This is a genomic window from Actinoplanes cyaneus (assembly GCF_016862095.1).
GTDB lineage: Bacteria > Actinomycetota > Actinomycetes > Mycobacteriales > Micromonosporaceae > Actinoplanes > Actinoplanes cyaneus.
In genome coordinates this window covers 149,128-174,321 of sequence record NZ_BOMH01000028.1, presented here as the reverse complement: position 1 = coordinate 174,321, position 25,194 = coordinate 149,128, and the positions used below count along the sequence as shown (strand labels likewise).

General features: G+C 71.1%; 23 protein-coding genes. 12 read left to right on the top strand and 11 right to left on the bottom strand.

Annotation, left to right across the window (positions count from 1 at the left end; all coding sequences use genetic code 11):
* The first annotated feature begins 1 nt into the window (after position 1).
* The 3 genes from secF (at position 2) to Acy02nite_RS18645 (ending at position 4,415) form a co-directional block, all read left to right on the top strand.
* Positions 2–1,150: a protein translocase subunit SecF gene (gene secF, locus Acy02nite_RS18655; protein ID WP_203742235.1), complete on the top strand. Its 1,149-nt coding sequence runs from the start codon at positions 2–4 to the stop codon at positions 1,148–1,150.
* A gap of 66 nt (positions 1,151–1,216) precedes the next feature.
* The gene (locus tag Acy02nite_RS18650; protein ID WP_203742233.1) at positions 1,217–1,780 is read left to right on the top strand and encodes an adenine phosphoribosyltransferase; all 564 of its coding nucleotides are present in this window, start codon (positions 1,217–1,219) and stop codon (positions 1,778–1,780) included.
* 175 nt (positions 1,781–1,955) lie between these two features.
* Positions 1,956–4,415 (top strand): RelA/SpoT family protein, encoded by a 2,460-nt coding sequence (locus Acy02nite_RS18645; RefSeq protein WP_203742231.1) that lies wholly within the window; start codon positions 1,956–1,958, stop codon positions 4,413–4,415.
* Between the two features lie 292 nt (positions 4,416–4,707).
* Here Acy02nite_RS18645 and Acy02nite_RS18640 read toward each other — a convergent pair whose 3' ends face one another.
* Entirely contained in the window at positions 4,708–5,547 is an 840-nt protein-coding gene (locus tag Acy02nite_RS18640; protein ID WP_239174984.1) for a peptidylprolyl isomerase, read from the bottom strand.
* A gap of 29 nt (positions 5,548–5,576) precedes the next feature.
* Entirely contained in the window at positions 5,577–6,437 is an 861-nt protein-coding gene (locus tag Acy02nite_RS18635; RefSeq protein WP_203742229.1) for a peptidylprolyl isomerase, read from the bottom strand.
* Between the two features lie 158 nt (positions 6,438–6,595).
* Here Acy02nite_RS18635 and Acy02nite_RS18630 point away from each other — a divergent pair, with 158 nt between their 5' ends.
* Positions 6,596–7,294, top strand: coding sequence for an MBL fold metallo-hydrolase (locus Acy02nite_RS18630; RefSeq protein WP_203742540.1), 699 nt, complete (start codon positions 6,596–6,598; stop codon positions 7,292–7,294).
* A 29-nt stretch (positions 7,295–7,323) separates the two neighbouring features.
* Positions 7,324–8,646, top strand: coding sequence for a histidine--tRNA ligase (gene hisS, locus Acy02nite_RS18625; protein ID WP_203742227.1), 1,323 nt, complete (start codon positions 7,324–7,326; stop codon positions 8,644–8,646).
* 318 nt (positions 8,647–8,964) lie between these two features.
* Here the strand turns inward: hisS and Acy02nite_RS47605 are convergent, their stop codons facing one another.
* The 3 genes from Acy02nite_RS47605 to Acy02nite_RS18610 all read right to left on the bottom strand — a co-directional run bounded on the left by Acy02nite_RS47605 (position 8,965) and on the right by Acy02nite_RS18610 (position 10,663).
* The gene (locus Acy02nite_RS47605; protein ID WP_369009914.1) at positions 8,965–9,150 is read right to left on the bottom strand and encodes a DUF559 domain-containing protein; all 186 of its coding nucleotides are present in this window, start codon (positions 9,148–9,150) and stop codon (positions 8,965–8,967) included.
* The gene (locus tag Acy02nite_RS18615) at positions 9,075–9,854 is read right to left on the bottom strand and encodes a type IV toxin-antitoxin system AbiEi family antitoxin (RefSeq protein ID WP_203742225.1); all 780 of its coding nucleotides are present in this window, start codon (positions 9,852–9,854) and stop codon (positions 9,075–9,077) included. Before Acy02nite_RS18615 ends, Acy02nite_RS47605 begins: the two co-directional genes overlap by 76 nt.
* 299 nt (positions 9,855–10,153) lie before the next feature.
* Positions 10,154–10,663 carry a PaaI family thioesterase gene (locus Acy02nite_RS18610; RefSeq protein WP_203742224.1) on the bottom strand — a complete coding sequence of 170 codons (510 nt, stop codon included), beginning with the start codon at positions 10,661–10,663 and terminating at the stop codon, positions 10,154–10,156.
* 56 nt (positions 10,664–10,719) lie between these two features.
* Here Acy02nite_RS18610 and Acy02nite_RS18605 point away from each other — a divergent pair, with 56 nt between their 5' ends.
* From Acy02nite_RS18605 to Acy02nite_RS18575, 7 genes are all read left to right on the top strand, one after another.
* Entirely contained in the window at positions 10,720–11,214 is a 495-nt protein-coding gene (locus tag Acy02nite_RS18605) for a winged helix-turn-helix transcriptional regulator (RefSeq protein WP_203742223.1), read from the top strand.
* A gap of 3 nt (positions 11,215–11,217) precedes the next feature.
* Positions 11,218–12,777, top strand: coding sequence for an MFS transporter (locus Acy02nite_RS18600; RefSeq protein ID WP_203742222.1), 1,560 nt, complete (start codon positions 11,218–11,220; stop codon positions 12,775–12,777).
* A gap of 71 nt (positions 12,778–12,848) precedes the next feature.
* The gene (locus tag Acy02nite_RS18595) at positions 12,849–13,736 is read left to right on the top strand and encodes a cyanophycinase (protein WP_203742221.1); all 888 of its coding nucleotides are present in this window, start codon (positions 12,849–12,851) and stop codon (positions 13,734–13,736) included.
* Positions 13,627–16,341 carry a cyanophycin synthetase gene (cphA, locus tag Acy02nite_RS18590; protein WP_203742220.1) on the top strand — a complete coding sequence of 905 codons (2,715 nt, stop codon included), beginning with the start codon at positions 13,627–13,629 and terminating at the stop codon, positions 16,339–16,341. The genes Acy02nite_RS18595 and cphA overlap by 110 nt, the downstream gene beginning before the upstream one ends.
* 385 nt (positions 16,342–16,726) lie before the next feature.
* Complete coding sequence (locus Acy02nite_RS18585) at positions 16,727–18,625, top strand: serine/threonine-protein kinase (protein WP_203742219.1); 1,899 nt, start codon at positions 16,727–16,729, stop codon at positions 18,623–18,625.
* A 459-nt stretch (positions 18,626–19,084) separates the two neighbouring features.
* Complete coding sequence (locus tag Acy02nite_RS18580; protein WP_203742217.1) at positions 19,085–19,336, top strand: hypothetical protein; 252 nt, start codon at positions 19,085–19,087, stop codon at positions 19,334–19,336.
* Between the two features lie 224 nt (positions 19,337–19,560).
* Positions 19,561–20,463 carry a sigma-70 family RNA polymerase sigma factor gene (locus Acy02nite_RS18575; protein ID WP_203742215.1) on the top strand — a complete coding sequence of 301 codons (903 nt, stop codon included), beginning with the start codon at positions 19,561–19,563 and terminating at the stop codon, positions 20,461–20,463.
* A gap of 69 nt (positions 20,464–20,532) precedes the next feature.
* Here Acy02nite_RS18575 and Acy02nite_RS18570 read toward each other — a convergent pair whose 3' ends face one another.
* Genes Acy02nite_RS18570 through Acy02nite_RS18545 form a run of 6 tightly spaced genes read right to left on the bottom strand, consistent with a single transcriptional unit; the run spans position 20,533 to position 25,107 of the window.
* A complete protein-coding gene (locus tag Acy02nite_RS18570; protein WP_203742213.1) occupies positions 20,533–21,297 on the bottom strand; it encodes an urease accessory protein UreD in 765 nt (254 codons plus the stop codon).
* The gene (gene ureG, locus Acy02nite_RS18565) at positions 21,294–22,037 is read right to left on the bottom strand and encodes an urease accessory protein UreG (RefSeq protein WP_203742211.1); all 744 of its coding nucleotides are present in this window, start codon (positions 22,035–22,037) and stop codon (positions 21,294–21,296) included. Before ureG ends, Acy02nite_RS18570 begins: the two co-directional genes overlap by 4 nt.
* Positions 22,027–22,671 (bottom strand): urease accessory protein UreF, encoded by a 645-nt coding sequence (locus Acy02nite_RS18560; protein WP_203742209.1) that lies wholly within the window; start codon positions 22,669–22,671, stop codon positions 22,027–22,029. Before Acy02nite_RS18560 ends, ureG begins: the two co-directional genes overlap by 11 nt.
* Positions 22,671–24,389 (bottom strand): urease subunit alpha, encoded by a 1,719-nt coding sequence (locus tag Acy02nite_RS18555; RefSeq protein WP_203742207.1) that lies wholly within the window; start codon positions 24,387–24,389, stop codon positions 22,671–22,673. The genes Acy02nite_RS18560 and Acy02nite_RS18555 overlap by 1 nt, the downstream gene beginning before the upstream one ends.
* Complete coding sequence (locus Acy02nite_RS18550; protein WP_203742205.1) at positions 24,386–24,808, bottom strand: urease subunit beta; 423 nt, start codon at positions 24,806–24,808, stop codon at positions 24,386–24,388. Before Acy02nite_RS18550 ends, Acy02nite_RS18555 begins: the two co-directional genes overlap by 4 nt.
* Complete coding sequence (locus Acy02nite_RS18545) at positions 24,805–25,107, bottom strand: urease subunit gamma (protein ID WP_203742203.1); 303 nt, start codon at positions 25,105–25,107, stop codon at positions 24,805–24,807. The genes Acy02nite_RS18550 and Acy02nite_RS18545 overlap by 4 nt, the downstream gene beginning before the upstream one ends.
* Between the last annotated feature and the right edge of the window lie 87 nt (positions 25,108–25,194).

Here is a 25,194-nt window from a genome sequence, read left to right as displayed (position 1 = left end):
GATGGCCAGTGCCGGTCTCGCGTCCCGCCTCTACGCGGGCGACGCCAACATCAACATCGTGGGCCGCCGGAAGATGTGGTTCACCATCGCGGCCGCGTTGGTGCTGATCTCGATCGGCAGCTTCCTGATCCGCGGCTTCGAGCTCGGCATCGAGTTCGCCGGCGGCACCTCGTTCAGCGTCCCGGCCGCGGCCGGCACCAAGACGCTGACCCAGGACGAGGTCTCCAGCGCGGTCGAGAAGGCCGTCAAGCAGGCGGCCCCGGAAGCCGCGATCACCACCACCCAGAAGGTGGGCGACGGCAAGGACGCCAGCTTCACGGTGCGCGCCTCGGCGCTCTCGACGGACGAGGCGAAGGAAGCCAAGGCGGCCATCGTCAACGACCTCGGGGTCGACGCGAGCAAGATCAGTGACGACCAGGTCTCGGCGGCCTGGGGCGGCCAGGTCACCCGGCAGGCCGTGATCGGCCTGATCGTCTTCCTGGTGCTCGTGGTGGCGTACCTGATCATCCGGTTCGAGGTGCGGATGGCGGTGGCCGCACTCGCCTCGCTGCTGTTCGACCTGGTGATGACCGCCGGGGTGTACTCACTGGTCGGCTTCGAGGTCACGCCCTCCACGGTGATCGGCTTCCTGACGATCCTCGGTTATTCGCTGTACGACGTGGTCGTGGTCTTCGACAAGGTGCAGGAGAACACCCGCGGGATCACCGCGGGCAGCACCCGCACCTACGCCGAGGCGACCAACCTGGCCGTGAACCAGACCCTGATGCGCTCGCTGAACACCGGTCTGGTGGCCCTGCTGCCGGTCGGTGGCCTGCTCTTCATCGGCGCCGGCCTGCTCGGGGCCGGCACGCTGAAGGACCTCGGCCTGGTGCTCTTCGTCGGCATGGGCTTCGGCGTGCTCTCCTCGATCCTGTTCGCGGCGCCCGTGCTGAGCGCCCTGAAGGACCAGGAGCCGAAGATCAAGGCGCACAACGCCCGGGTGCTGGCCCGCCGGTCCAAGGGCTCCGACGACGTGGTCCGCGACCGGACCCGCCCGGCGAACGCGACCGCTTCGGACGTCCCCGCGATGGCCGGCGGCACGACCCCGCGCCCGGGTGCCCGCCCGGCCGCTCGCCGCAACGCCAACCGCCCCGGCGGCCCCAAGCGGTAAGCATCCGTCCACGCAGCTGAAGGCCCGTCACCCGTACCCAGGGGGCGGGCCTTTAGGCTGTCGGCCGTGACTAGCGAGAAATCCTCCGTGACCGGCGACAGCGGCCCCGAGTTGGCCGCTCTGGTGGCCGGCGCGAGCGTCGACGTGCCGGACTTCCCGAAGCCGGGCGTGGTCTTCAAGGACCTGATGCCGCTGTTCGCCGACGGTGAGGTGTTCCGCCGGGTGATCGACGGGATCGTCACCCACCACGGGAGTGACTCGTTCGACGTGGTGGCCGGCGTGGAGGCGCGCGGGTTCGTGCTGGCTGCGGCGATCGCCTACGCGACCGGCAAGGGCCTGGTGCCGATCCGCAAGGCGGGCAAGCTGCCGCGCAAGGCGCTGTCCGCCTCGTACGCGCTGGAATACGGCGAGGCCACCCTCGAGGTGCACGAGGACGCGTTCATCGCGGGACAGCGCGTTCTGGTGGCCGACGACGTGCTAGCCACCGGCGGGACGGCAGCCGCCGCCATGGAGCTGGTGGAACGCGCCGGCGGCACGGTCTCCGGCTTCTCCGTGCTGCTGGAGCTGGGCTTCCTCGACGGACGGGCGAAGCTCGCCCCTCGCTCGGTGCACGCTCTCCTGACCGTTTGACCGGGATTCGCTGATCTTCGCCCGTTCGGTCTCGCTGAATCCGCTGGTTCGGCCGGGGCATTCGCGATGGCGGTGCGGGTAGGATGGTCGTTCCAGAGGGCCACCCCTGGGAGAAATCAACTTCGGCGGGCAACAGGCACCGGCGGGGTAATCGGCGAAGGCGATGAGGAGGCCGGTGTCCAGCGACGTCGTCCCTCCGGCGGAGGGCACGGTGCAACCGACCCAGGACCCGCGGACCGGCACGGGCGAGGTCACGCCCGATGACCAGGGCCGTGTTGACGAGACGGCTCCGGTCGACGGGGTCACTCCGGCGGCCTCCGGCGAGCTGGAGATCGCACAGCCACCCTCGACGGGAGAGACCAGCGGGTTCGGCTTCGCCAGCGCGCCCACCGGGCGGCGGGTTCGCGCCCGCCTGGCCCGGTTCAACGCGCCCTGGCAGAGCACCCAGGTCAGCGAGGTGCTCGAGCCGCTGATCGCCACCCACCGGGCGAGTCACCCCAAGGGTGACGTCCGCCAGCTGCAGAAGGCGTTCGACGTCGCCGCGCGCTGGCACTCCGGGCAGTACCGGAAGTCCGGCGACCCCTACATCACGCACCCGCTCGCGGTCGCGACGATCCTGGCCAACCTCGGGATGGACACCACGACGCTGGTGGCCGCGCTGCTGCACGACACGATCGAGGACACCGACTACGGTCTCGAGCAGATGCGCAACGACTTCGGCGCCGAGGTGGCGCTGCTGGTCGACGGCGTGACCAAGCTCGACCGGGTGAAACTCGGCGACGCGGCGAAGGCCGAGACGATCCGCAAGATGGTCGTCGCGATGGCCAAGGATCCGCGCGTCCTGGTCATCAAGCTGGCCGACCGGCTGCACAACATGCGCACCCTCACCTTCCTGCCCCGCGCCAAGCAGGAGCAGAAGGCGAAGGAGACGCTGGAGATCCTGGCCCCGCTGGCCCACCGGCTGGGTATGAACACGATCAAGTGGGAGCTGGAGGATCTGGCCTTCGGCACCCTCTTCCCGAAGCGGTTCGAGGAGATCAACCGCCTGATCGGGGAGCACCAGCCGCAGCGCGAGGCGCTGCTGCGCCAGGTGACGAACCGGGTGAGCCTCGACCTGAAGTCGGCGAAGATCAAGGCCGAGACCACCGGCCGCCCGAAGCACCTCTACTCGATCTACCAGAAGATGATCGTGCGGGGGCGGGACTTCAACGACATCTACGACCTGGTCGGCGTCCGCATCCTGGTCGACACGGTCCGCGACTGCTATGCGGCGCTCGGCGTGATCCACGCGAACTGGCAGCCCGTTCCGGGCCGGTTCAAGGACTACATCGCGATGCCGAAGTTCAACATGTACCAGTCGCTGCACACGACGGTGATCGGCCCGACCGGCAAGCCCGTCGAGATGCAGATCCGGACGTTCGCGATGCACCGCACGGCCGAGTTCGGCATCGCCGCCCACTGGAAGTACAAGGAGCAGAAGGGCGCGACGATCGTCGGCCCGCCGGCCCACATCGACGAGATGACCTGGCTGCGGCAGCTGCTCGACTGGCAGCGGGAGGCGAGCGACCCGTCCGAGTTCCTGGACGCGTTGCGCTTCGACCTCTCCAGCCAGGAGGTGTATGTCTTCACGCCGAAGGGCGACGTGATCCCGCTGCCCACGGGCTCCACGCCCGTCGACTTCGCGTACGCGGTGCACACCGAGGTCGGGCACAAGTGCATCGGCGCCCGGGTCAACGGCAAGCTGGTGCCGCTGGAGTCGACGCTCTCCAACGGCGACGTGATCGAGATCTTCACGTCCAAGTCCAGCACCGCCGGCCCGACGCAGGACTGGCTCGGCTTCGTCAAGAGCCCCCGCGCCCGTACGAAGATCAGGCAGTTCTTCAACAAGGAGCGCCGCGAGGAGGCGATCGAGGACGGGAAGGACGCGATCGTCAAGGCGATGCGCAAGCAGGGCCTGCCCCTGCAGCGCATGCTGACCAGTGAGAACCTCACGACGATCGCGCGCGACCTGCACCTGCCCGACGTCACCTCGCTCTACGCCGCGGTGGGCGAGAGCACCGTCTCCGCGCAGTCCGTGGTCGCCAAGCTCGTCGCCGGCTTCGGTGGCGAGGAGGGCGCGGTCGAGGACATCGCCGAGACCGCCGTCGCGACCCGCCCGCCGCGCAACCGCAGCACCGCGCAGGACCCGGGCGTGGTGGTGAAGGGCGTCTCCGACGTCTGGGTGAAACTGGCCCGCTGCTGCACGCCCGTGCCGGGCGACGCGGTGTTCGGCTTCGTCACCCGTTCCGGTGGCGTCAGCGTGCACCGGGAGGACTGCGCCAACGCTCAGGACCTGCGCGAGCAGGAGGAGCGGGTGGTCGAGGTGAGCTGGAAGCCGACGTCCGCGTCGACGTTCCTGGTCGCCATCCAGGTGGAGGCGCTCGACCGGCACAAGCTGCTGGCCGACGTGACGCGGGTGCTCTCCGAGGAGCGGGTCAACATCCTGTCCGCGACGGTGACCACGACCCGGGACCGGGTGGCGGTCAGCCGGTTCACGTTCGAGATGGCCGACCCGAAGCATCTGGGGCACCTGGTCGCCGCGGTCCGCAAGGTCGACGGCGTTTTCGACGCCTACCGGGTGACTTCGGGCGCCTGACCGATCATCGAGGCTCCGGCTGGTGTCCTACCGGCCGGAGCCTCATCGTGTCGGCCGAGGCTTCGGCTGGTGTCCTACCGGCCGCAGCTTCATCGTGTTGGCCCGAGGCTCCGGCTGGTTTCCATCGGCCGCAGCTTCATGAGGCGGCGGCACACCTGCGCTCTGCGCGGGCATGCGCGGCGTGAGCAGCCGGCGCTGCCGTTGTCCTCGGGCGCCTGGAACTAGCGCACATGCGAAAATCCCCTGCGCGCCCGCTCGGATCGCGGGCGTGCAGGGGATTTCGTCGTTCAGGTCAGGCCGGGGTCATGGTCAAGGTCTTGATGTCGACCTCGAGCTTGGGGTGGCCGTCGCCCTGGGCGTTGGAGTTGTCGGTGCCGGCCTTGCCGACCTTCTCCACGATGTCCATGCCCTTGGTGATGGTGCCGAGCACGGTGTACTCCGCGGGAAGCGAATCTGCCGAGATGTCCTCGTACGCGACGAAGAACTGGCTGCCCGTGGTGCCCGGCGTCTGGGTGCGGGCCATCGCGATGGTGCCCTTGGGGTAGGTCGGGTTCTTCCCGGCCGGGAGGTTCTCCTCGGCGTACTGGAAGTTGGGGCCGCCCTGACCGTCGGTCTCGCGGTAACCCTTGCCGGTCGCGGTCGGGTCGCCGCACTGGAGCACCTTGATGCCCTCGGTGGTGAGGCGGTGGCACTTGGTGTTGTCCCAGAACTTCTTGCCCGCCAGGTAGTCGAACGCGGCGCTGGTGCACGGCGCCTTCGACTTGTCGACGTCGGCGGTGATCGTGCCGAGGCCGGTCTCCAGCGTCAGCGTCTCCTTGCCGGTGTTGGGCACGTTGGCCGGCGGGGTGCCGCCGGTGTCCTTGACGCCCGGGCCGCCGGTGGCCGCGTCCTGCGGGGTCCAGGAGCAGGCCACGGTGCCGGCGGGCGTGGAGGCGGTGGTCGACTTCTTGTCGTCCTTCTTCAGCGCGCTGACGAGCCACACGGCGGCGCCCGCGATCACCACGACCGCGATGGCCGAGCCGATGATCGCCTGGCGTTGCCGCCGCTTACGCGCGGAGGCGGCGCGCTCGGCCATCTCCTTCTCGAGCCGGGCTCGCGCGGCCGCGCGCTGCCGGTCCTTGATCGACGACACGTCGTTCCTCCTGCTGGTCTCTTCCGAACTCACGACTGCGCGCTCGCTGTGGGAGCTGCCGCGGCGGTGTCCGCGGCGACGGTCAGGCTCTTGATGGTGATCTTCTCCTTGGGCTTGACCTTTTCTCCCGCGCCGTCGGTCACCGTGGGAATCTTGCCGATCTTGGCCAGCGTGTCCTGCCCGCCGGTCACCTGGCCAACGATCGAGTAGACCGGGTCGGTGGTCGGCGCGTAGTCCTTGAAGAAGATGAGGAACTGGCTGCCGTTGCTGCCGGCCGGGCTGCCGACCGTCGCGACGGTGCCGGTGGGGTAGAGCACGGCGGGTTTCGCCGCGGCGGAGGGGCTCGGCGCCGGCTCCGGCTGGACCGGGAGGTTCTCGTCGTAGTAGCTGTACGCCGGGCCGCCCTGACCGGTGCCGCTCGGGTCGCCACAGTGCACCGCGCCGATGTCGAGGATCTCGTGGCAGTCGGTGCCGTCGAAGAACTTCTTGCCGGCCAGGTAGGAGAAGTTGGCGGCGCCACAGGGCGCGCTCGTGACGTCGAGCGTGGCGGTGATCGCGGCACCCTGATTGGTGTCGATCGTCATCGTCTCGGTGCCGGTCTGCGGAAGGTCCTTGGTGGGGGGTGTGCCCACGTCCTTCAGCGCGGTGTTGCCGGACACGTCACGCGGCGACCACAGACAGATGTCAGGGGCCTCGGCGGCGGTGTTCTCCTTGCTGTCGAAGGCACCGCCGATCCAGGCGCCACCGACTGCGACGAGCACGACGGCGAGTGCGGTGCCGGCGCCGGCCAGGACACGGCGTCGCTTGCGCTCCCGGACGGCCCGGCGTGCCATCTGGCGATCGAATTTCGCGCGCGCGAGCCTGCGCTGCCGGTCCTTGCTGGGAGCCACTAACGCTGTCCTTCCCTGTGCATGTCAAGGGGTGCGGCACGCCACACGCCCGAGAGAGTGTACGGGTACCTCCTGAGAAAGTGGTGTGCGGCTGCCCAGCTAGGCTCGTTACGATTCGCACCTGTTTTTCGGTGGATTTCTCTGAGGGGGACCGGCCAGTGCTCGTCGCCAGCTTTCCGGCGCAGGCTTTCGGCACCAACTGTTATGTGGTGGCCGCGGGCCCGGGCGAGCAGTGCGTGATCGTCGACCCCGGCATCGGTGTGCTCGATCAGTTGGACGAGGTTCTCGCGCAGCACCGGCTGTCGCCGGCCGCGGTGCTGCTCACGCATGGTCACCTGGACCACACGTTCTCCGTCGCCCCCGTCTGCGGCGCTCGCGGCATCACGGCGTATGTCCACCCGGACGACCGGGAGATGCTGGCCGATCCGGCCAAGGGGCTGAGCGCCGATCTGACCGCACTCTTCGGCGGCCGGATCGAATACTCGGAGCCGTCGGATGTCTCGGAATTGGCGGATGGTGCCGTTCTTGACCTGGTCGGCTTGAAGATCACCGTCGATCATGCGCCCGGCCATACCGGCGGGTCGGTGCTGTTCCGCCTGCCGGGCGAGAGCTCCTCCTGGGACGCGGAGGAGATCTGTCTCTCCGGGGACGTGCTCTTCGCGGGCTCGATCGGACGCACCGACCTGCCGGGTGGCAGCACCCCGACGATGATGACGTCGCTGCGGGACAAGATCCTGCCGCTGGCCGACGACACCGTCGTGCTGCCCGGCCACGGCCCGGCCACCACCATCGGCCGCGAGCGCGCGTCGAACCCGTACCTGCGGGAGCTGACCGCGGCGCCCGGCCGCTTCCTCTGATCGTTCTCTGATCTTCTCCAGGAGAGACAGTGCCTATTTCCGGCTTCCCTGAGTGGCTGCCGCCCCAGCGCATGATCGAGCAGTACGTGCTCGACAAGATCCGTTCCACTTTCGAGCTGTACGGCTTCGCGCCGCTGGAGACCCGTGCGGTCGAGCCGTTGGAGACGCTGCTCTCCAAGGGGGAGACCTCCAAAGAGGTCTACCTGCTGCACCGTCTGCAGGACTCGTCCGGCGCTTCCGCCTCCTCTTCCTCCGATGACCAGCTCGGCCTGCACTTCGATCTGACAGTGCCGTTCGCCCGCTTCGTCACGGAGAACCACGGCAAGCTGGTCTTCCCCTTCCGGCGGTACCAGATCCAGAAGGTGTGGCGCGGGGAGCGGCCGCAGGAGGGTCGCTACCGCGAGTTCCTCCAGGCCGACATCGACGTGGTCAACCGGGACACGCTGCCGTTCCACTTCGACACCGAGATGCCGCTGGTGATCGGGGACGTGTTCCGGTCCCTGCCCATCCCGCGCGCGACCATCCTGGTCAACAACCGGAAGGTGTGCGAGGGCTTCTACCGCGGCCTGGGTCTCGCGGACACCGCGCAGGTGCTGCGCACCGTCGACAAACTCGACAAGATCGGGCCGGAGAAGGTCGCGGCGCTGCTGGCCGAGACCGCGGGCGCCACCGACGCGCAGGCGCAGGCATGCCTGCGACTGGCCGAGATCTCGGCCACCGACGGCTCCTTCGTGGACGCCGTCCGCAAGCTCGGCGTCACCGACCCGCTGCTCGACGAGGGCCTCGCCGAGTTGCTGCAGGTCGTCGAGGCCGCCAACGAGCACGCGCCCGGCCTGATCCGGGCCGAGCTGAAGATCGCCCGCGGTCTGGATTACTACACCGGCACGGTCTACGAGACCCAATTGCAGGGGTACGAACGAGCCGGCTCGATCTGCTCCGGCGGCCGTTACGAGACGCTCGCCTCGGTCGGCAACACCCGCTTCCCCGGGGTCGGCATCTCGATCGGGGTCTCCCGGATGCTCGGTCTGCTCTTCGGGCAGAACGCGATCTCGGTGTCCCGCTCGGTGCCGACCGCCGTGGTCGTCGCGGTGCCGGCCGAGGAGCAGCGGGCCGAGTGCATCCGGATCGCCTCCGCGCTGCGCCGGCGGGGCATCCCGGCCGAGGTGGCGCCGACCGCGGCGAAGTTCGGCAAGCAGATCCAGTTCGCGGACCGGCGCGGCATCCCGTACGTGTGGTTCCCGGGCTCGCCCGACACGGTCAAGGACATCCGCTCCGGCGACCAGGTCGAGGCCGACCCCACCACCTGGACACCCCCCGCCGCCGACCTGCGCCCGACCATCACCGGCATCTAGAACGTCACCAGCAAGTACGTCGTCGACCGGCCCGCGAATCCCCACCCAGCGGGCCGGTCGACCTCGTTTCCACCCCGCCTGCGCGGCCCGGCCGCCCCCGAGGCCCTGTCCGTCCGCCTCCAGCCCAGCCCCGTCCGGCCGGCTGGCTGGCGTTGAGGGTTGTTGGCGGCGTTCGGTGCGGCCGTGAGCGCCAGCTCTGGTGGGGTGGCTGGCACTGAGGGCTGTTGGCGGTGTTCGGTGCAGCCGTGAGTGCCAGCTCTGGTGAAGCGGCTGGCACTGAGGGCTGTGTTTGGCTTCCTGGACAGCCCTCAGCGCCAGCTAGGGGCGGGCGAGTTCACGCGCGATGGTGAGAGCGGTTCGCTGCGGGGCCCGGAGCACGTGGTCGGCGGTGAACCGGAGCACCGTCCAGCCTGCCTCGTGCAGCGCGTTCAACCGATGGACGTCCCGAAGGAACTGGACGCGCTCGCGATGATGATCACCCTCGTATTCGACGGCAACGCGCAGCCGTGCCAGGCCAGATCCACCCGAGCTATGAGTTCGCCTCCACGGCCGCGGATCTCGAACTGCGGTTGCGGTCGGGCGATGCCGGCGTCGTGGACCAGGAGCCGTAGACGGGTTTCCATCGGCGACTCGGCTCGCCCGTCGGCGAGCGCCAGCGCCTCACGCAGCCGCGCGACTCTCGGCCACCCGGGTCGCTGCCGCGCCAGCTCGGCTGCGCGGTCGGCATGCAGTGTCTGCTTACGGAGCATCGCATCCAGCAGGATCACCGCATCTGCCCGTGACAGCCGGCGGCCGAGGTCGAAAGCGGTGCGCTCCGGTGTCGTGACGGCCACACCGCCGAGAACCGTCAGATCCTCCGGAGCAATGACGGTGTGGTGCGTCATGATCCGGCGGTTCCGTCTCATCCATCGGTCCCGGGGCGCCACCGCGGACCCCGGCGGGTCCTGATGCAGCAGATCAGCGCCCCACAGGTGGGCAGCACCGGGCCCACCGATCGCCGTACCCGCAGGCAGGATCAGCCCGGCCGCCGAGCACCAGACGCGGTGATCGATCGGGAGGTCGCGATGCACGTAGACATCAGGCAGAAGGCGGCGCCAGGCATCGCCTCGAAGCACGCCTCGGGTGATGTGACCTTCGGCTATCGCGGTTGAGCCGCGGAACGGGGCCTTGGCGAGTTCCTCCGGCGAGGAGGTGAGGGTCGGAGTCACGCGATCAGAATCGTGGATTCCGGTCATCGCCGTTTCGGGCCTGTGGACAACCTGCCGCCACGCCGCCCGGCGTATCCACAGCTCTGCTTCGTCCCCGAGCACCGGCCGGCAGCGTCGGCTGGCGCTCAGGGCTGTCTTAGCGGCTGGGGAGAGCCGTGAGTGCCAGCTGGGGTGGGTGAGCTGGCATTCAGGGCTGTTGCCGTGGCTGGGGGGAGCCGTGAGTGCCAGCCGGCGTGCGGAGCTGGCTGATGCTGGTGGTTGTTCCGGTGCGGTAAGTGCCGTCGGTGGAGAGGGCGGGGTTACGGGGTGGGGAGGTCGAAGAGGAGGCAGGTGGAGGTGGCGTGGGCCAGCAGGCGGTTGCGGGCGTCGGTGAGGCGGGCCTCGGCCAGGGCTGTCCGGCGGCCCTGCTGGAGGACGGCGCCGGTGCAGGTGATCAGGCCGGTGTCGACGGTGACCGGGCGCAGGAACTTCACGTTCAAATCCATGCTGGTGTAGCCGATGCCGGCGGCCAGCGTCGACTGGACGGAACAGGCGGCGGCGGTGTCGAGCAGGGTGGAGATGATGCCGCCGTGGACGGTGCCGATCGGGTTGTAGTGGAACTCCTGCGGGTCGAGGGTGACGGTGACGCTGCCCGGCTCGACCTGGAGGCGGTTGCCGTCGATGAGCTGGAAGATCGGCGGGGGCGGGACCTCGCCGGCCGCCATCGCGCGCAGGACGTCCAGGCCGCTGCGCTCGACGAACAGCTTGGCGTGCTCCTTGGGGTCGGTCCAGGAGAAGGTGCGGGAGCGCTCGGTCTGGGTCTGCGTCATGGACCCAGGCTGGCACCGGCTTGCTGCGTCTGTCAACGAGACCTAGCCTCGACGCCATGGTCGCGCATGTCACACCACCGCCGGAAGCCCTCGACTGGAGCGTCGACAACTGCACCATCTCGCGGGCGATGGACATCCTCGGCGAGAAGTGGACCATGGTGGTGCTGCGGGAGATCTTCTCCGGGATCCGCCGCTTCGACGACATGCGGGTGCGCACCGGGATCCCCCGTCAGGTGCTGGCGAATCGGCTGTCCGCCCTGGTCGAGGCCGGGGTGTTGCGCCGCGAGCCGTATCGGGAGCCGGGTTCCCGGGTGCGCCAGGAGTACCGGCTGACCGAGAAGGGCTTCGACCTCTATCCGGTGCTGATCGCCCTGGCCGGCTGGGGCAACCGCTACCTGGCCGACCCGGAGGGCCCGCCGATCCAGTTCGCCCATCGGGACTGCGGCGCCGAGCTGGATGTCGAGATCCACTGCGCCGGCGGGCACGAGGTGACCGATCACCGTGACGTCCTGCCCCGCCCCGGCCCGGGCGCGCACCGCCGCTCAGAATAAGGCGTGTTACGAACCAACCCGATCTTCCGCGCGCTCTGGATCGGCGTGCTCGCCAGCAACGTCGGCACGTGGATGCAGACCGTCGGTGCCCAATGGCTGGTGGTGCACGAGGCGGACGCGGCCACCTGGGTCAGCCTGGTGCAGACGGTCACCACCTTGCCGGTGCTGCTGTTCGCGCTGCCGGCCGGGACGATCGCGGACGCCCTGGATCGGCGGCGGCTGCTCATCGCCGTACAGGCAGGCCTGTTTCTGATCGCCTCGACGCTGACCGCGCTGACCGCTTCCGATCATGCGAGCCCGCAGGTTCTCCTGATCTTCACGTTTCTGCTGGGATGCGGGCAGGCGCTGACGCTGCCGTCGTGGCAGGCGGTGATCCCGGAGGTCGTGCCGCACGACCAGCTGCCGTCGGCGTCGGCGCTCGGCGCGGTCAACACCAACCTTGCCCGCTCGGCCGGTCCGGCGCTGGCCGGCCTGCTGGTGGCGCACTTCGGCTCGGCGGTGGTGTTCGGCCTCAACGCGCTGTCGTTCGCGGTCTTCGCGGTGGCGCTGCTGCGCTGGCGCCGCCCGGAGCGGCCGCCGGTGAGCCGTCCCGAGCCGTTCGCCTCGGCGTTGCGGGCCGGCGGGCGGTATGTTCGCTGGTCGCCGGTGATCCGGCGGATTCTCGGCCGGGTGCTGCTGTTCGTGCTGCCCGGCAGTGTGGTCTGGGGCCTGTTGCCGCTGGTCGCGAGCCGGGAGCTGGGCATGGGTGCGAGCGGTTACGGCATCCTGCTGGCCGCGCTCGGCGTCGGCGCGATCGCCGGGGCGCTGCTCATGCCGCGGGCGCGCAAGGTGCTGCGGACGAACCAGCTGATCGCCGTGACCGGAATCGCCTATGGTCTGGCGCTGCTGGTCACCGCACTGGTCCCGAACCGGTTCGTGGTCACGCCGGTGCTGGTCGTCGCGGGCCTGGCCTGGATGATGCTGGTCTCCCGGATGAACGCGGCGATGCAGCTCAACCTGCCGAACTGGGTCCGTGCCCGGGCGCTCGCGATCTACCAGCTGGTCTTCGCCGGCGGCCAGGCGCTCGGGGCGCTGGCCTGGGGACAGTCCGCCGAGGCGGTCGGCCTGCGGGAGACCTTCGGGATCGCGGGCGCTCTGATGCTGGCGGGCACCCTGGCGGTACGCCGCTGGCCCGTCCACACCCACGAGGACGACGATCAATCTCCCGCCGTCTTCTGGGCCGAGCCGCACCTGATGCTGCAGCCGCACCTGCAGGACGGCCCGATCCTGGTCTCCGCGACGTACCGGGTGCCGCCGGCGAACACCGGTGAGTTCGTCAGCGCGATGGACGTGCTCCGCGGTTCCCGGCAGCGGACCGGCGCGACCCAGTGGGGACTGTTCCGGGACGGCGCCGACCCGGCCGAGTTCGTCGAGGTCTACCTGGTCCCGACGTGGGAGGAGCACCTGCGCCAGCACGAGGGCCGGTTGACCGAGGACGACGAGCAGGTGGAGAAACGGGCGATCGCGCTGGCCGAGGGCCCGCCGTCGGTGCGTCACCTGCTGCCTCCCAAGCATTCCGATTAGCCGGATGTTTCGGTTTTGTTCCGATTAACCTCAACAGTGGCCCGGAAAAGGGTCCTGCTGAGGAGGGCACGGTGGACGCCCGGCTAATGATCATCGGAGGCGCCGCCGGACCGGCGCTGCTCGTCCGGTTCGTGGAGCTGGCCGGCGCCGCGTCCGCACGGATCGTGGTGATCGCCACCGCCAGCGAGACCCCGGAGAGCACCGAGGCGCACTACGTCGCGACGTTCACCGGGCTGGGCGCGGGCTCGGTGCGCGCGCTGCGGCTGACCACCCGGACGCAGGCCAACGCGCCGGAGGCGACCGCCGTCCTGCGCGAGGCCACCGGGGTCTTCTTCACCGGCGGCGACCAGCAGCGGATCACCGCGGTGCTGGGCGGCACCGCGACCGACTCACTGCTGCAGGAGCTGGTGGCGGGCGGCGCTGTGGTGCTCGGCGGGACCAGCGCGGGCGCGGCCATCATGTCGGCCACCATGATCGTGGGCGGGGACGAGCCGGGGGTGACGGCTGCGGCCGTACGCACCGGTCCCGGTCTTGAATTCCTCCCCGGAGTGCTCATCGATCAGCATTTCGCCCAGCGCGGGCGGTTGAACCGGCTGCTCAGCGCGGTGGCGCGGTATCCGCACGAGCTCGGCCTGGGCATCGACGAGGACACCGCGATCCTGACCGACGGCGATCGCTTCGAGGTGCTCGGCACCGGGGCGGTGACGGTTGTCGACGCCGGGGCCGCGACCGAGATCCGGGTCCCGAGCGGCGGCCCGATCGCGATGGCCGGGGCACTGATCCACGTGCTGCCGGCAGGCCACACCTTCCACCTCACCGGCCGGCGGCCGGGGATCGGGGACCACTCCTATGAAGATCGAGAGTCTGCGCCGCCTGCGCGGCCCGAACGTGTATCTGTCCCGGCCGGCGGTGGTGGCCCGGCTCCGGCTGGAGGAGCTGACCGGGCGGGAGACGTCTGACGTCACCGGCTTCACCGAGCGGCTGCTGCGGGCGCTGCCGGGGCTGGCCGAGCACCACTGCGCGGCCGGCGCGCCGGGCGGGTTCGTCAGCCGCCTGCGGGGCGGGACGTACTTCGGCCATGTCACCGAGCACGTGTGCCTGGAGCTCTCCCAGCTGATCGGCCGGGACGTCAGCTTCGGCCGGACCGTCTCGGCCGGCGAGGCCGGGCTCTACGACGTGATCGTGGAGTGCCCGGTGGACGAGTCGCCGGGCTCCCGGGTGCCGGGCGAGCTGCTGGACGCCGCGGTGGACCTGGTCCTGGACATCCACGCCGGGCGCGCCGCTGGGAAGCCGTCCGCGCGGCTCGCCGAGCTGGCGGCGTTCGCCGAGCGGGAGGCGACCGGCCCGAGCACCCGGGCGATCATCGCGGCCGCGCGCCGCCGCGGCATCCCGGTCGAGCGGTTCGACGACCTGAGCCTGGTCCGGCTCGGCTGGGGCACCCGGCGGCGGATGGCCTGGGCCGCGATGACCGACCGGACCAGCGGCGTGGGCATCGACATCGCCGGCGACAAGCACGTCACCCGGCGGCTGCTCGGTGAGGCCGGCATCCCGGTGGCGCCCGGGGGAGTGGCGGCCACCGCGGACGAGGCGGTCGGGCTGCTGCGCGAGCTGGGCGCACCGGTCGTGGTCAAGCCGCGGCACGGGCGTCAGGGGCGCAACGTCGTCCTCGGGCTGAGGGCGCCCGAGGAGGTCGAGCGGGCGTTCGCCGAGGCGGGCGGGGACGTGGTGGTCGAACGGCAGCTGGACGGCCGCGACTACCGGGTGCTGGTGGTGGCCGGCGAGGTGGTGGCCGCGGCTGAACGGGTCGCCGCCCACGTGATCGGCGACGGGAAGTCCACGTTGCAGGAGCTGGTCGATCAGGTCAACGCGGATCCGCGGCGCGGCGTCGGGCATTCGCGGGTGCTGACCCGGATCACGCTGGACGAGGCGAGGTTCAAGAAAACCGACATTCCATCCGAAGGGGAGACCGTCTGGCTGCGCGACTGCGCCAACCTGTCCAGCGGCGGCACCAGCCGGGACGTCACCGACCAGGTGCACCCGGACGTGACCCGGCTGTGCCAGCGGGTGGCCGCGCTGGTCGGCCTGGACATCGCCGGCATCGACCTGCGGCTGCCGGAGATCGCCGCGCCGCTGCCGCCGACCGGCGAGGACGAGCCGGTGGCCGGGGTGATCGAGGTCAACGCCGTCCCCGGGCTGCGGATGCATCTGGCCCCGGTGCGCGGCCGGGCCCGGGACGTGGGAGACGCGATCGTGCGCGCGATGTTCCCCGGCGGCTCCGACGGGCGGATCCCGACCGTCGCGGTGACCGGCACCAACGGCAAGACCACGGTGACCCGGCTGACCGCGCACCTGCTCGGCGCGGGTGGCCGGCGGGTCGGCGTGACCACCACCGACGGGGTGTACGTCGACGGCCGCGCGATCCACCTGGCGGATGCCACCGGGCCGCGGTCCGCGCAGCAGGTGCTCGGCGACCCGCAGGTCGAGGTGGCGGTGCTGGAGACGGCGCGGGGCGGGCTGCTGCGGCGCGGACTCGGCTACGACTGGTCGGACGTCGGCGTGATCACCAACATCACCGCCGACCACCTGGGGCAGGACGGGCTCGACTCGATCGAGGACCTGGCGCACGTCAAGGCGGTCGTCGCGGAGCGGGTGCGGGACGGCGGCACGCTGGTGCTCAACGCCGACGACCCGTGGGTGCGCAGCCTGGCCACCCGGCCCCGGGTGCGCGCCGACCGCAAGCGCCTCGTCTGGTTCGGCCTCGACCCGGACAACCCGGTGCTGACCGAGCATCTGGGGCAGGGTGGCACGGCGTACGTGCTCCAGGACGGCTGGCTCGTCCAGGCGACCGGGGCCCGGCGCACGCCGCTGATGCGATTGACGGAGGTTCCCGGCGCGTACGGCGGAGCCGCCCTCCACGCCGCCGCCAACGCCCTGGCCGCGATCGCCGCCGCCCGCGCGCTCGGCGCCCGCCCGGAGACCGTGGCCGGCCGGTTGAGCGAGTTCGACCCCCGTGTCGACAACCCGGGACGGGGCACGCTGCTGCGCCTCGGCGACGTGTCGATCTTCCTGGACTACGCACACAACCCGGCGGCGCTGGCCACGACGTTGCGTACGCTGCACCGGCTCTGGGGTGCGAGCCGGTGCGTGGCCGCCGTGACGCTGCCGCCGGACCGCCGCGACGACCTGCTCGCCGCGTCCGCGCAGATCCTGGCGGACGGGCTGACCCGGGCCGTGCTCTACGACGACCGGGACACCCGTGGACGCCCGGCCGGTCAGGTGTCCGCGCTGGTCGAGCGGGAGATGCGGGCCCGGCGGCCGCAGATCCGGGCGGTGCGCGCGGACGGCTTCCGCGAGGCGGTGACCACCGCGCTGGCGATGACCGGGCCCGGCGAGGTGCTGCTGGTGAACTACGAGAAGTGGGAGCCGATGTGGGCTTTCCTCGGTGAGCTGGGGGCGATCCCGGCCAGCGCCCATCCGGTGGTCCCGATCGCCCCGGCGGTCCGTGCCACCCCGCAACTGGCCCGGAATCTCACCGCGAGTCCCCGGTCGGGTCAAGCAGTGTGACAGATCATGGACATTCCTGATCTCTCTCAGTAGCCAAGAATTGACCAATCGTGTATAGGTCCATGGTGGAGCGACACGAAAGTTGAAGGCGCAAGTTCCGACGAAGCGGGCAATCTCCGTGCCGGTCCGTGCCGGTTTCTTGACAGAAAGCGCTTTCCTGGCCGTTCGGACAGCCCCACACGCCGCTCGGCTGATCCAACTCAGCGTGATGATTGCCTGGTAGATCGCATGGTGGGCGAGTCGAACTAACGCCTTATAGGTACTAACATCCTCGCCGTCGATAGGGGATGCTCAGGATCCGGTGCTCGGGTCCCGTGCTCGCCCGGCGTCGGTCGGCATGGCGGTGCGGCCCGGCGTTTTCCTCGAAGCGCGCATGTGGGGGCACATGAGCACGACGGACCTGCCCGGCTCGGGTCTGCTCGCCGGCCGATATCGGCTGGTCGAGCGCCTCGGCGCCGGCGGGATGTCAGTGGTCTGGCGAGGGTTCGACGAAGTGCTGGGGCGTCAGGTCGCGATCAAGGTCCTGCCCCCGTCCACCAGCGCCGATCCCTCGTTCCGGCGACGGCTGCGGGCGGAGGCGCAGGCCGCGGCACGGCTGAGTCACCCACACATCACCAACGTGTACGACTACGGCGAGGCGACCACCGTCGACGGCGAGCCCGTGCCGTACGTCGTCATGGAGCTCGTCGACGGTGAGTCGCTCGCCGCCGTGCTGGCCCGGGTCCGCACCCTGCCGTGGAACACCGCTGTCCGGATCAGCGCCGACGTGGCCGCCGCCCTGGCCGCCGCCCACGCCCGCGGGATCGTGCACCGCGACGTCACCCCGGCCAACGTCATGCTCACCCAGTCCGGCGCGAAGGTCGTCGACTTCGGGATCTCCGCCCTGATCGGGGAGAACGACACCGACGACGACGGCAGCCTGCTCGGTACCCCCGCCTACCTGGCGCCCGAGCGCCTCGAGGGCGGTCAGGTCAGCCCGGCCACCGACGTCTACGCGGTCGGCCTGCTGATCTACCGCATGCTGATCGGCCAGCTCCCGTGGGACGTCGGCACCACCACCGCGCTGCTGCGCGCCCACCAGTACGTGGAGCCCGAGCCGCTCCCGCCGGTCGAGGGCCTGCCCCGTGACGTCGATGCCCTGGTCGGTCGCTGCCTGGAGAAACGCCCGGCGGACCGGCCGCCGACCGCCGAGGTCGCGCACGTGCTGGCGGCCATCGCGGCGGGCGCCCCGGCGACCCCGGCGAACGGCTACCAGGCGGACTGGGGGGACAACGGCGAGGACACCACGATCCTGCCCTCCGGGTACCCGTACGCGGGGATGGGCCCCGTCGCGGCGGCCACCTCGCCCGCCTCCGCCCCGGCGGCGCCGCCGTTGCGTCCCGGCGCGGGCGCCCCGGCCGCCCCGGCGGACAAGCGGCCCCCGGCCCGCAGCCGCAAGCAGATCCGTACCCGCCGGGCCCTGGTCGTCCTCGGGACGATCGCCCTGCTCAGCGGCCTGACCTACGGCTGGAGCCTGGCCGCGCCGCCGAACGGGGACACCAAGGCGGCCAGCAGCACACCGTCGCCCGGCCCCGTCGTGGTCCCGGCGGCCGGCAACTGCATCGTCAGCTACGCGGTCTGGTCGCAGGAGAAGGGCCGCTTCAAGGCTCAGGTCACGCTCGCCAACCGCGGCGACAAACCGGTCGACGACTGGCAGCTCTGGTTCCTCATGCCCGGCGACCAGACCCTCTCCGGCCAGGGCAAAGTGGCGCTGACCCAGGACAACCGGGCGGTCACCGTGGCGTCGGCGGCCACGCTCGCCCCGCAGCAGAACACCACGCTGGAGATCACCGGGCGCTACACCAACAGCAACGCCGCGCCGATGCTCTTCCAGCTCAACGGCAAGACCTGCCAGGCGTACGTGTCGAGCCAGCCCGGCGAGCCGTCCCGCCCCGTCGAGCAGCTCTCCGACGGCACCCAGCGGCTCGGCAACCCCGCGTCGGAGACCACCCCCGCTCCGGGCATCTCCGTCGACCCGGTCGGCATCGTGCACATCACGCCCAGCAAGGGGACCCCGAGCAGGACACCCACGAGCAGGCCGGCTCCCGGCACCAGCACCTCGTCGGCGCCGATCACCGAACCGGGCGGCGGCGGGGGGAGCAAGAGCCCGCCACCGCCACCGCCGCCGTCGGACGTGCCGACCAGCAAGGCGCCCGACACCACCAACGGCGACGGTGTGTCGGCCGCGCCGCCGCCGCAGCCGGGAACCTCGGTGGAGGGGTGCGACGTGGGCATCGACTGCTGATCGGCTCCCGTTCGGGGAGCCGTTTCCCGCATCGCGTGCGGGTTCCCGCGACAGGCGCCGGGCATGATTGGCCGCCCCGATGTGGGGTACCAATCGGGTGAGCCAGAAAACGAAGTGCGGATCCGGTCTGCGAGCAAGGGATTCGCCGTCCGGTGGCCGCAAGGCTGCCCCGGCCCTCGGTATGGGTTGCCGGGCGAAAACCAGAAGTCGATCCGGTGCCCACCGAGCTACGGTGAGGACGAGAACGACAGGCGCTCTGCTCCGATCCGCCCCCGGTTGTGCGTGATGTTCCGACCGATGGTCAGTGCTGTTCCGACCGATGGTCAAGTGCCGGGATCGCGGTCACTTTCGCACGGCGTGGCTGCCGAAGGGCGGGCTGCTCGCGGAGATGATGGACTTCGTCACCAGCGGGTGCCGGCCGGACAACCAAGCAGGTCGTCGCAACGGGGAGTTCGACAAATGATCAACACTGTTAAGGATCTGGCGGCCGAGGCGCTGTTCGTCTCGTGTCTGCAGCCGTCCGAGGACCCGAGTCGCACCGCCGTGGAGGAGGCGATCACCAGCATGATCCTCCTGTACGGCAGCGATGGGTGCGCCGCCGGCGTGGCCACCGAGTTCGGTGATCACCCCGACGTGGCCGTCCGCCGCATGCGCTGGGTGCAGACGGAGCTGGCCGAGGTCGTGACGATGGGCGCCCCGGCCATGCGCTGATCCCCAGCACCGAGGGCAAGCCCCTGAACAGGGACGATCCGCGTGACCACCCGGTCAGGCGGATCGTCGTGTGTCCGGGCTCGGGTCGCACCCCTGACCTGAGGCTTTATGTGAAAAAACTCCACAAAAGCAACCGAGTTCCGCCGCCACTGCACCCGACGGCCACCACTCTTCTTCTCGTCAGCCGGTTTCCACAGCCGGTTCGTACAAGCGAGGAGGACTACGTGACCGTCACGACCGAACTCCCCGCCACCATCGGCATCCACCACGACGCGCCCTCCGCGCGCGACATGGAGGACCTGATCCGCGAACACATGCCGATGGTTGGCCATCTGGTCCGGGAACTGCTCAACCGGGTGCCCGGCCACGTCCACGCAGATGACCTCTCGTCAGCCGGATTCGCGGCGCTGCTCGGAGCGGCACGCTCCTTCGACGTGACCCGCGGCATCCCCTTCCACCGCTTCGCCGCCGTGCGGATCCGCGGTGCTCTGCTGGACGAACTCCGTGGCCAGGACTGGGCAAGCCGATCCGTCCGGGCCCGGGCCCGGCGCGCGGCCACCGCCCGCCAAGAGCTCACCGCCGCCCTCGGGCGCACCCCCAGTGACGCCGAGGTCGCCGAGATGCTCGGCGTCGGGATCTCCGAACTGGCCAGCGTCGAGGACGACGTGCAGAAGGCGTCGCTGCTCAGCCTCCAGGGCTTCCCCACCGGGGCGGCCGAGGAGATGGTGCCGGAGCTGTCCGAGGGCCCCGAGGATCTGCTGCTCAAACGGGAACGTCTCGGCTACCTGCACCAGGCCATCCAGGCGCTGCCCGAACGGCTGCGCCAGGTGGTGGAGGAGTCGTTCCTGCAGGAACAGCCGCTGAGCGAGGTGGCGGCGCGACTCGGCGTGACCGAGTCGCGGATCTCCCAGTTACGCACCGAGGCGCTGCGGCTGCTGCGGGAGGGCCTGAACAGCTCGCTCGCGCCGGAGCTGCTGACCGTGGCGGCGGGCGGACCGCGTACGCGGAAGGGATGTCTGCAAAGGCGCCGCAGCGAATACTTCGCGAAGGTGCAGCAGCAGGGCAATCTGCACACGCGGCTTGCCCTGACGGACAGTCACGGCGTTCCGATCGCCGTAGCGGCGTGATCCTTACGCCTGAAGGGCGGCTTCGGCCGCCCTTCGCCGTCTCCGCAACCGATTGACGGGTACGACGGGTCAGGCCGCGACCGGCGCCCCGGGGCGGCGAGCCGTCGGGTGCCCGGCGCAGAACGGGTCGAGGGCGGCGCGGACGTGGCGGATGTCCGCGCCCGTCGCGGTGGCGAGCATCCCCGGCCCGGCGAGCGGCATGACCGCCGCGTCCGGACCGGCGGCACCCGGGACCATGGACTCCGGGCCGGCCGTCACGACCGTGCCGACCGCTCGGGCGCCGCCCAGGATCGCCGGGCCGCTCCACCCCGCGGCGCGCGGGCCGACGGCGAGCTCGTGGCGGTAGAGCGTGCTGCCGCCGTACCGGACGAGGGTGTCAGCGACGAAGTCGCCGGAATCCTCGCCGTGCCGCCCGCAGACCAGATCGTCGCGCCACAGCAGCGACCCGCCGGTCTCCACCGTGACCCGGGTGATCGCGACGTGATCGCACCCGGCGGCGGCGATCAGCGGCTCCGGCAGCCACCGCAGCGTCCCGCCCGCCGCGACCGTCGCGGTGATCGTCAACCGCGACGCGGGCGCCGGCCGGCCGGGCAGCGCGAGCTGCGCCGCCACACTGAGCAGCTCCAGCCGGGCACCGGGCCCCACCTCGATCTCGAGCCGCAGCTCGTCGCCCCGCAACGGCCCGGCGGCCCCGCCGACGAGGTGCACGGTGACGCCGGCGCTCGCCCGCGGACCGGTGCGCCGCAGCAGCAGCGGGGACTGCCCGCGCAGCGTGGTGAGCCGGGTGCCGCCGCGCCCGTCGGACTCGGCGGCGACCCGGGCCTCGGCTCTCACCCCGGCGTCCCGGCGGCCCGCGCCGCGACCAGCCCGCGGATCCACTCCGCGACCGGGGTCGCCGCCTTGTCCTCGGCCAGCGACAGGAACACGGTGGGCAGCTCGTGGCGGCGGGCCCGGGCGTCGCGGTCCATCACCGAGAGGTCCGCGCCGACCAGCGGCGCCAAGTCCGTCTTGTTGATCACGAGCAGGTCGGCGGTGGTCACGCCGGGGCCGCCCTTGCGCGGCACCTTGTCGCCACCGGACACGTCGACCACGAAGATCTGCTGGTCGATCAGGCCTTTGCTGAACGTGGCGGTCAGGTTGTCGCCGCCGCTCTCGACCAGCACCAGGTCCAGCGGCCCCAGGGACGCCTCGAGGTCCTCCACCGCGTCCAGGTTCGCGGAGATGTCGTCGCGGATCGCGGTGTGCGGGCAGCAGCCGGTCTCGACCGCGCGGATCCGCTCGGCCGGCAGGACGCCGTTGCGCAGCAGGAAGTCGGCGTCCTCGGTGGTGTAGATGTCGTTGGTGACGACGGCGAGCCGCAGCTGCTCGCCGAGCGTCCGGCACAACGCCGCGACCAGGGCGGTCTTGCCGGAGCCGACCGGGCCGCCGATGCCGATGCGCAGCGCGCGGGGCCCGCCGGTCAGCGGGGCGTGCGGGTCGACACCCGGGTCAGGATGGGTGTGCGGGACCTCGTCGGGGCCGTGCTCGTGCGGTTCGGGATGTTCAGGATGCGGTTCGGGATGTTCAGGATGCAAAGAGACGCACCTCCCAGGTGGCGTGGTGCTCGGCGCCGATGTCGAGCAGGGGAGCGCCCGCGGCCGGCAGGTCGTCGACCGGGTCGCCGGACCGTTTCGCGGCGAGTTCCGCGATCCGGTCGCATTCCGGTGCGAGCCGCGCGAGGAGCGCGTGCACCGCGTACGGGTCGAGCCCCAGCAGCCGGACCGCCGCGCCGGCCGGCCCGGTGATCGCGCCGTGCGCCGCCGCCACCGCGGTTTCCGCGGGTGACAGCCCTGCTGCGGCCGCGAGCGCGCCGAGCGCGACGGGCTGGTGCGGCTCCCGGCCGATCGCGGCGACCGGCCACATCGCGCGGCCGGCCCGCAGCAGTGCCCGGCCCTGCGCCCGCGACGCCCTGCGCAGCGCGGGCGACGGGGTGCGCGCGTCGAGGCCGGCGTCGAGGTCCGCGCAGCGTGCGACGTCGCCGCAGGCCGCGGCCGCGAACGCCGCGGAGACGAGCGCGCCGGTCGCCAGCTTGCCGCGCAGGAACCCGTCCAGATCCTCGACGGATCGCACCCGGCCGGCGGAGACCTGCGCCTCCAGACCGGACGAGTGCGCGTGCCCGCCCGACGGCAGACGCCCGTCGGCCAGCAGCAACAGTGTCGCGAGACTCATCAGAAGAGGAAGTACCGCTGGGCCATCGGCAGCTCGGTGACCGGATCCGGCTCGACGACCTCGCCGTCGATCCGTACCTCGAAGGTGTCGGCCTTGACCTCGATGCGGGGCATCGCGTCGTTCAGCGGCATGTCTGCCTTGCCGACCGACCGCGTGTCCCCGACCGGGACGAGTGAGCGTTTCACCCCGATCCGGTCGCTGAGCAGGGCGTCGATCGCGGCCGGGGCGACGAACGCGACGGAGGTCTGTGCCGGCACGACACCGTAGGAGCCGAACATCGGCCGTGGCAGCATCGGCTGGGGCGTGGGGATCGACGCGTTCGCGTCCCCCATCTGCGCATGGGCGATCATCCCACCCTTGAGGACCAGGCTCGGGCGTACGCCGAAGAAGGCCGGATCCCACAGCACGAGGTCGGCGAGTTTGCCGGGTTCCACGGATCCGACCAGGGCCGACATGCCGTGCGCGACGGCCGGGGCGATCGTGTACTTGGCGACGTACCGCTTGATGCGGTTGTTGTCGGCCGGGCCGTCACCGGTCAGCGCCCCGCGCCGCGCCTTCATGACGTGGGCGGTCTGCCAGGTGCGCAGGATGACCTCGCCGACACGGCCCATCGCCTGCGAGTCGGAGCCGATCATCGAGATCGCCCCGAGGTCGTGCAGCAGGTCCTCGGCCGCCATCGTCGACGGGCGGATCCGGCTCTCGGCGAACGCCAGGTCCTCCGGCACCGCCGAGTTCAGGTGGTGGCAGACCATCAGCATGTCGAGGTGCTCGGCCAGCGTGTTGCGGGTGTAGGGCCGGGTCGGGTTCGTCGACGACGGCAGCACGAACGGGAGCGAGGCGACGGTGATGATGTCCGGCGCGTGCCCGCCACCGGCGCCCTCGGTGTGATAGGCGTGGATGGAGCGGCCGCCGATCGCCCGGATCGTCTCCTCGACGAAACCCGCCTCGTTCAGCGTGTCCGTGTGGATCGCCGCCTGCACGCCCGACGCGTCACAGACCCGCAGGCACGCGTCGATCGCGGCCGGGGTCGTGCCCCAGTCCTCGTGCAGCTTGAAGCCGCCCGCGCCGCCGCGCAACTGTTCCCACATGGACTCCTCGGACATGGTGTTGCCCTTGCCGAGGAGCAGGACGTTGATCGGGTACGTGTCCAGGGCCTCGAGCATCCGCGCCAGGTGCCACGCGTTGGGCGTGACGGTGGTCGCCTTCGTGCCCTCGGCCGGCCCCGTCCCGCCGCCGATGATCGTGGTGATGCCGGACGCGATCGCGGTGTCCAGGATGGTCGGGCTGATCAGGTGCACGTGGCTGTCGATCGCCCCGGCCGTGAGGATCTTGCCGTTGCCCGCGATGATCTCGGTGCTCGCGCCGATCACCAGGCCGGGGTCCACGCCGTCCATGGTGTCCGGGTTGCCGGCCTTGCCGATCGCGACGATCCGCCCGTCCCGGATCCCGACGTCGGCCTTGACGATGCCCCAGTGGTCGACGACGACAGCACCGGTGATCACCGTGTCCGGCGTGCCCTCGGCGCGCGTGGCGCGGGACTGGCCCATCGACTCGCGGATCACCTTGCCGCCGCCGAAGACCACCTCGTCGCCCGGGTGCGGGCCGGCGCTGCGGTCCTCCTCGATCTCCAGCAGCAGGTTCGTGTCGGCGAGACGGATCCGGTCACCGGCGGTCGGGCCGTAGAGAGCCGCGTACCGGCTGCGTTCCAGCGAAGTCACCGTGGGCTCCCGTTCCCGTTGCCGCCGTGGGGTTGCGCCTCGCCGGTGTCCTCGTCGAGCGAGCCGGCCGGCTCGATGTCGGCCGGGTCCGGCTCGGCGGCCGGCGGCAGCGTGTCCAGCGCGCCGGCGGCCAGGCCGCGCAGCCCCGGCACCACCCGGTTGCCGGCGAGCGGGACCAGCACGACGTCACGCGGCATGCCCGGCTCGAAACGGACCGAGGTGCCGGCCGGGACGGCGAGCCGGTGCCCCCAGGCGGCGGTCCGGTCGAACTCCAGGGCCGCGTTCGACTCGGCGAAGTGGAAGTGCGAGCCCACCTGCACCGGGCGGTCACCGGTGTTGCGGACGGTCAACTCCAGCGTCGCCCGGCCCGGGTTGATCGTGATCGCGCCCTCGCCGAGGAGGACCTCGCCGGGAATCATGCGATCGGCCCGTGCACGGTGACCAGCTTCGTCCCGTCCGGGAAGGTGGCCTCGACCTGCACCTCGGCGAGCATCTCGGGCACGCCCTCCAGAACGTCGTCGCGGGTCAGCACGTGACGGCCGGCGTCCATCAGGTCCACCACGGAACGGCCGTCGCGGGCACCCTCCAGCAGGAAGGCGGTGATGATCGCGGTGGCCTCGGGGTAGTTCAGCTTGAGCCCACGGTCACGCCGTTTCTGGGCGACGTCGGCAGCCACGTGGATGAGCAGTCGATCCTGCTCGTGCCGGCTGAGGAACAAAGGAACCTCCTGGGTGCGCCCGGAGATGCTTGCATCGGGACGTTTCCGCCGTGTAACCGTTCCGTGTTTCTGGGTGATGACGCCACC

Excerpts from the sequence above, each read along its gene's own strand:
- secF (WP_203742235.1), top strand. The coding sequence starts at position 2 with ATGGCCAGTGCCGGTCTCGCGTCCCGCCTCTACGCGGGCGACGCCAAC.
- Acy02nite_RS18610 (WP_203742224.1), bottom strand. The coding sequence starts at position 10,663 with ATGACGCAGACCCAGACCGAGCGCTCCCGCACCTTCTCCTGGACCGAC.
- Acy02nite_RS18605 (WP_203742223.1), top strand. The coding sequence starts at position 10,720 with ATGGTCGCGCATGTCACACCACCGCCGGAAGCCCTCGACTGGAGCGTC.
- cphA (WP_203742220.1), top strand. The coding sequence starts at position 13,627 with ATGAAGATCGAGAGTCTGCGCCGCCTGCGCGGCCCGAACGTGTATCTG.
- Acy02nite_RS18585 (WP_203742219.1), top strand. The coding sequence starts at position 16,727 with ATGAGCACGACGGACCTGCCCGGCTCGGGTCTGCTCGCCGGCCGATAT.
- Acy02nite_RS18580 (WP_203742217.1), top strand. The coding sequence starts at position 19,085 with ATGATCAACACTGTTAAGGATCTGGCGGCCGAGGCGCTGTTCGTCTCG.
- Acy02nite_RS18560 (WP_203742209.1), bottom strand. The coding sequence starts at position 22,671 with ATGAGTCTCGCGACACTGTTGCTGCTGGCCGACGGGCGTCTGCCGTCG.
- Acy02nite_RS18550 (WP_203742205.1), bottom strand. The coding sequence starts at position 24,808 with ATGATTCCCGGCGAGGTCCTCCTCGGCGAGGGCGCGATCACGATCAAC.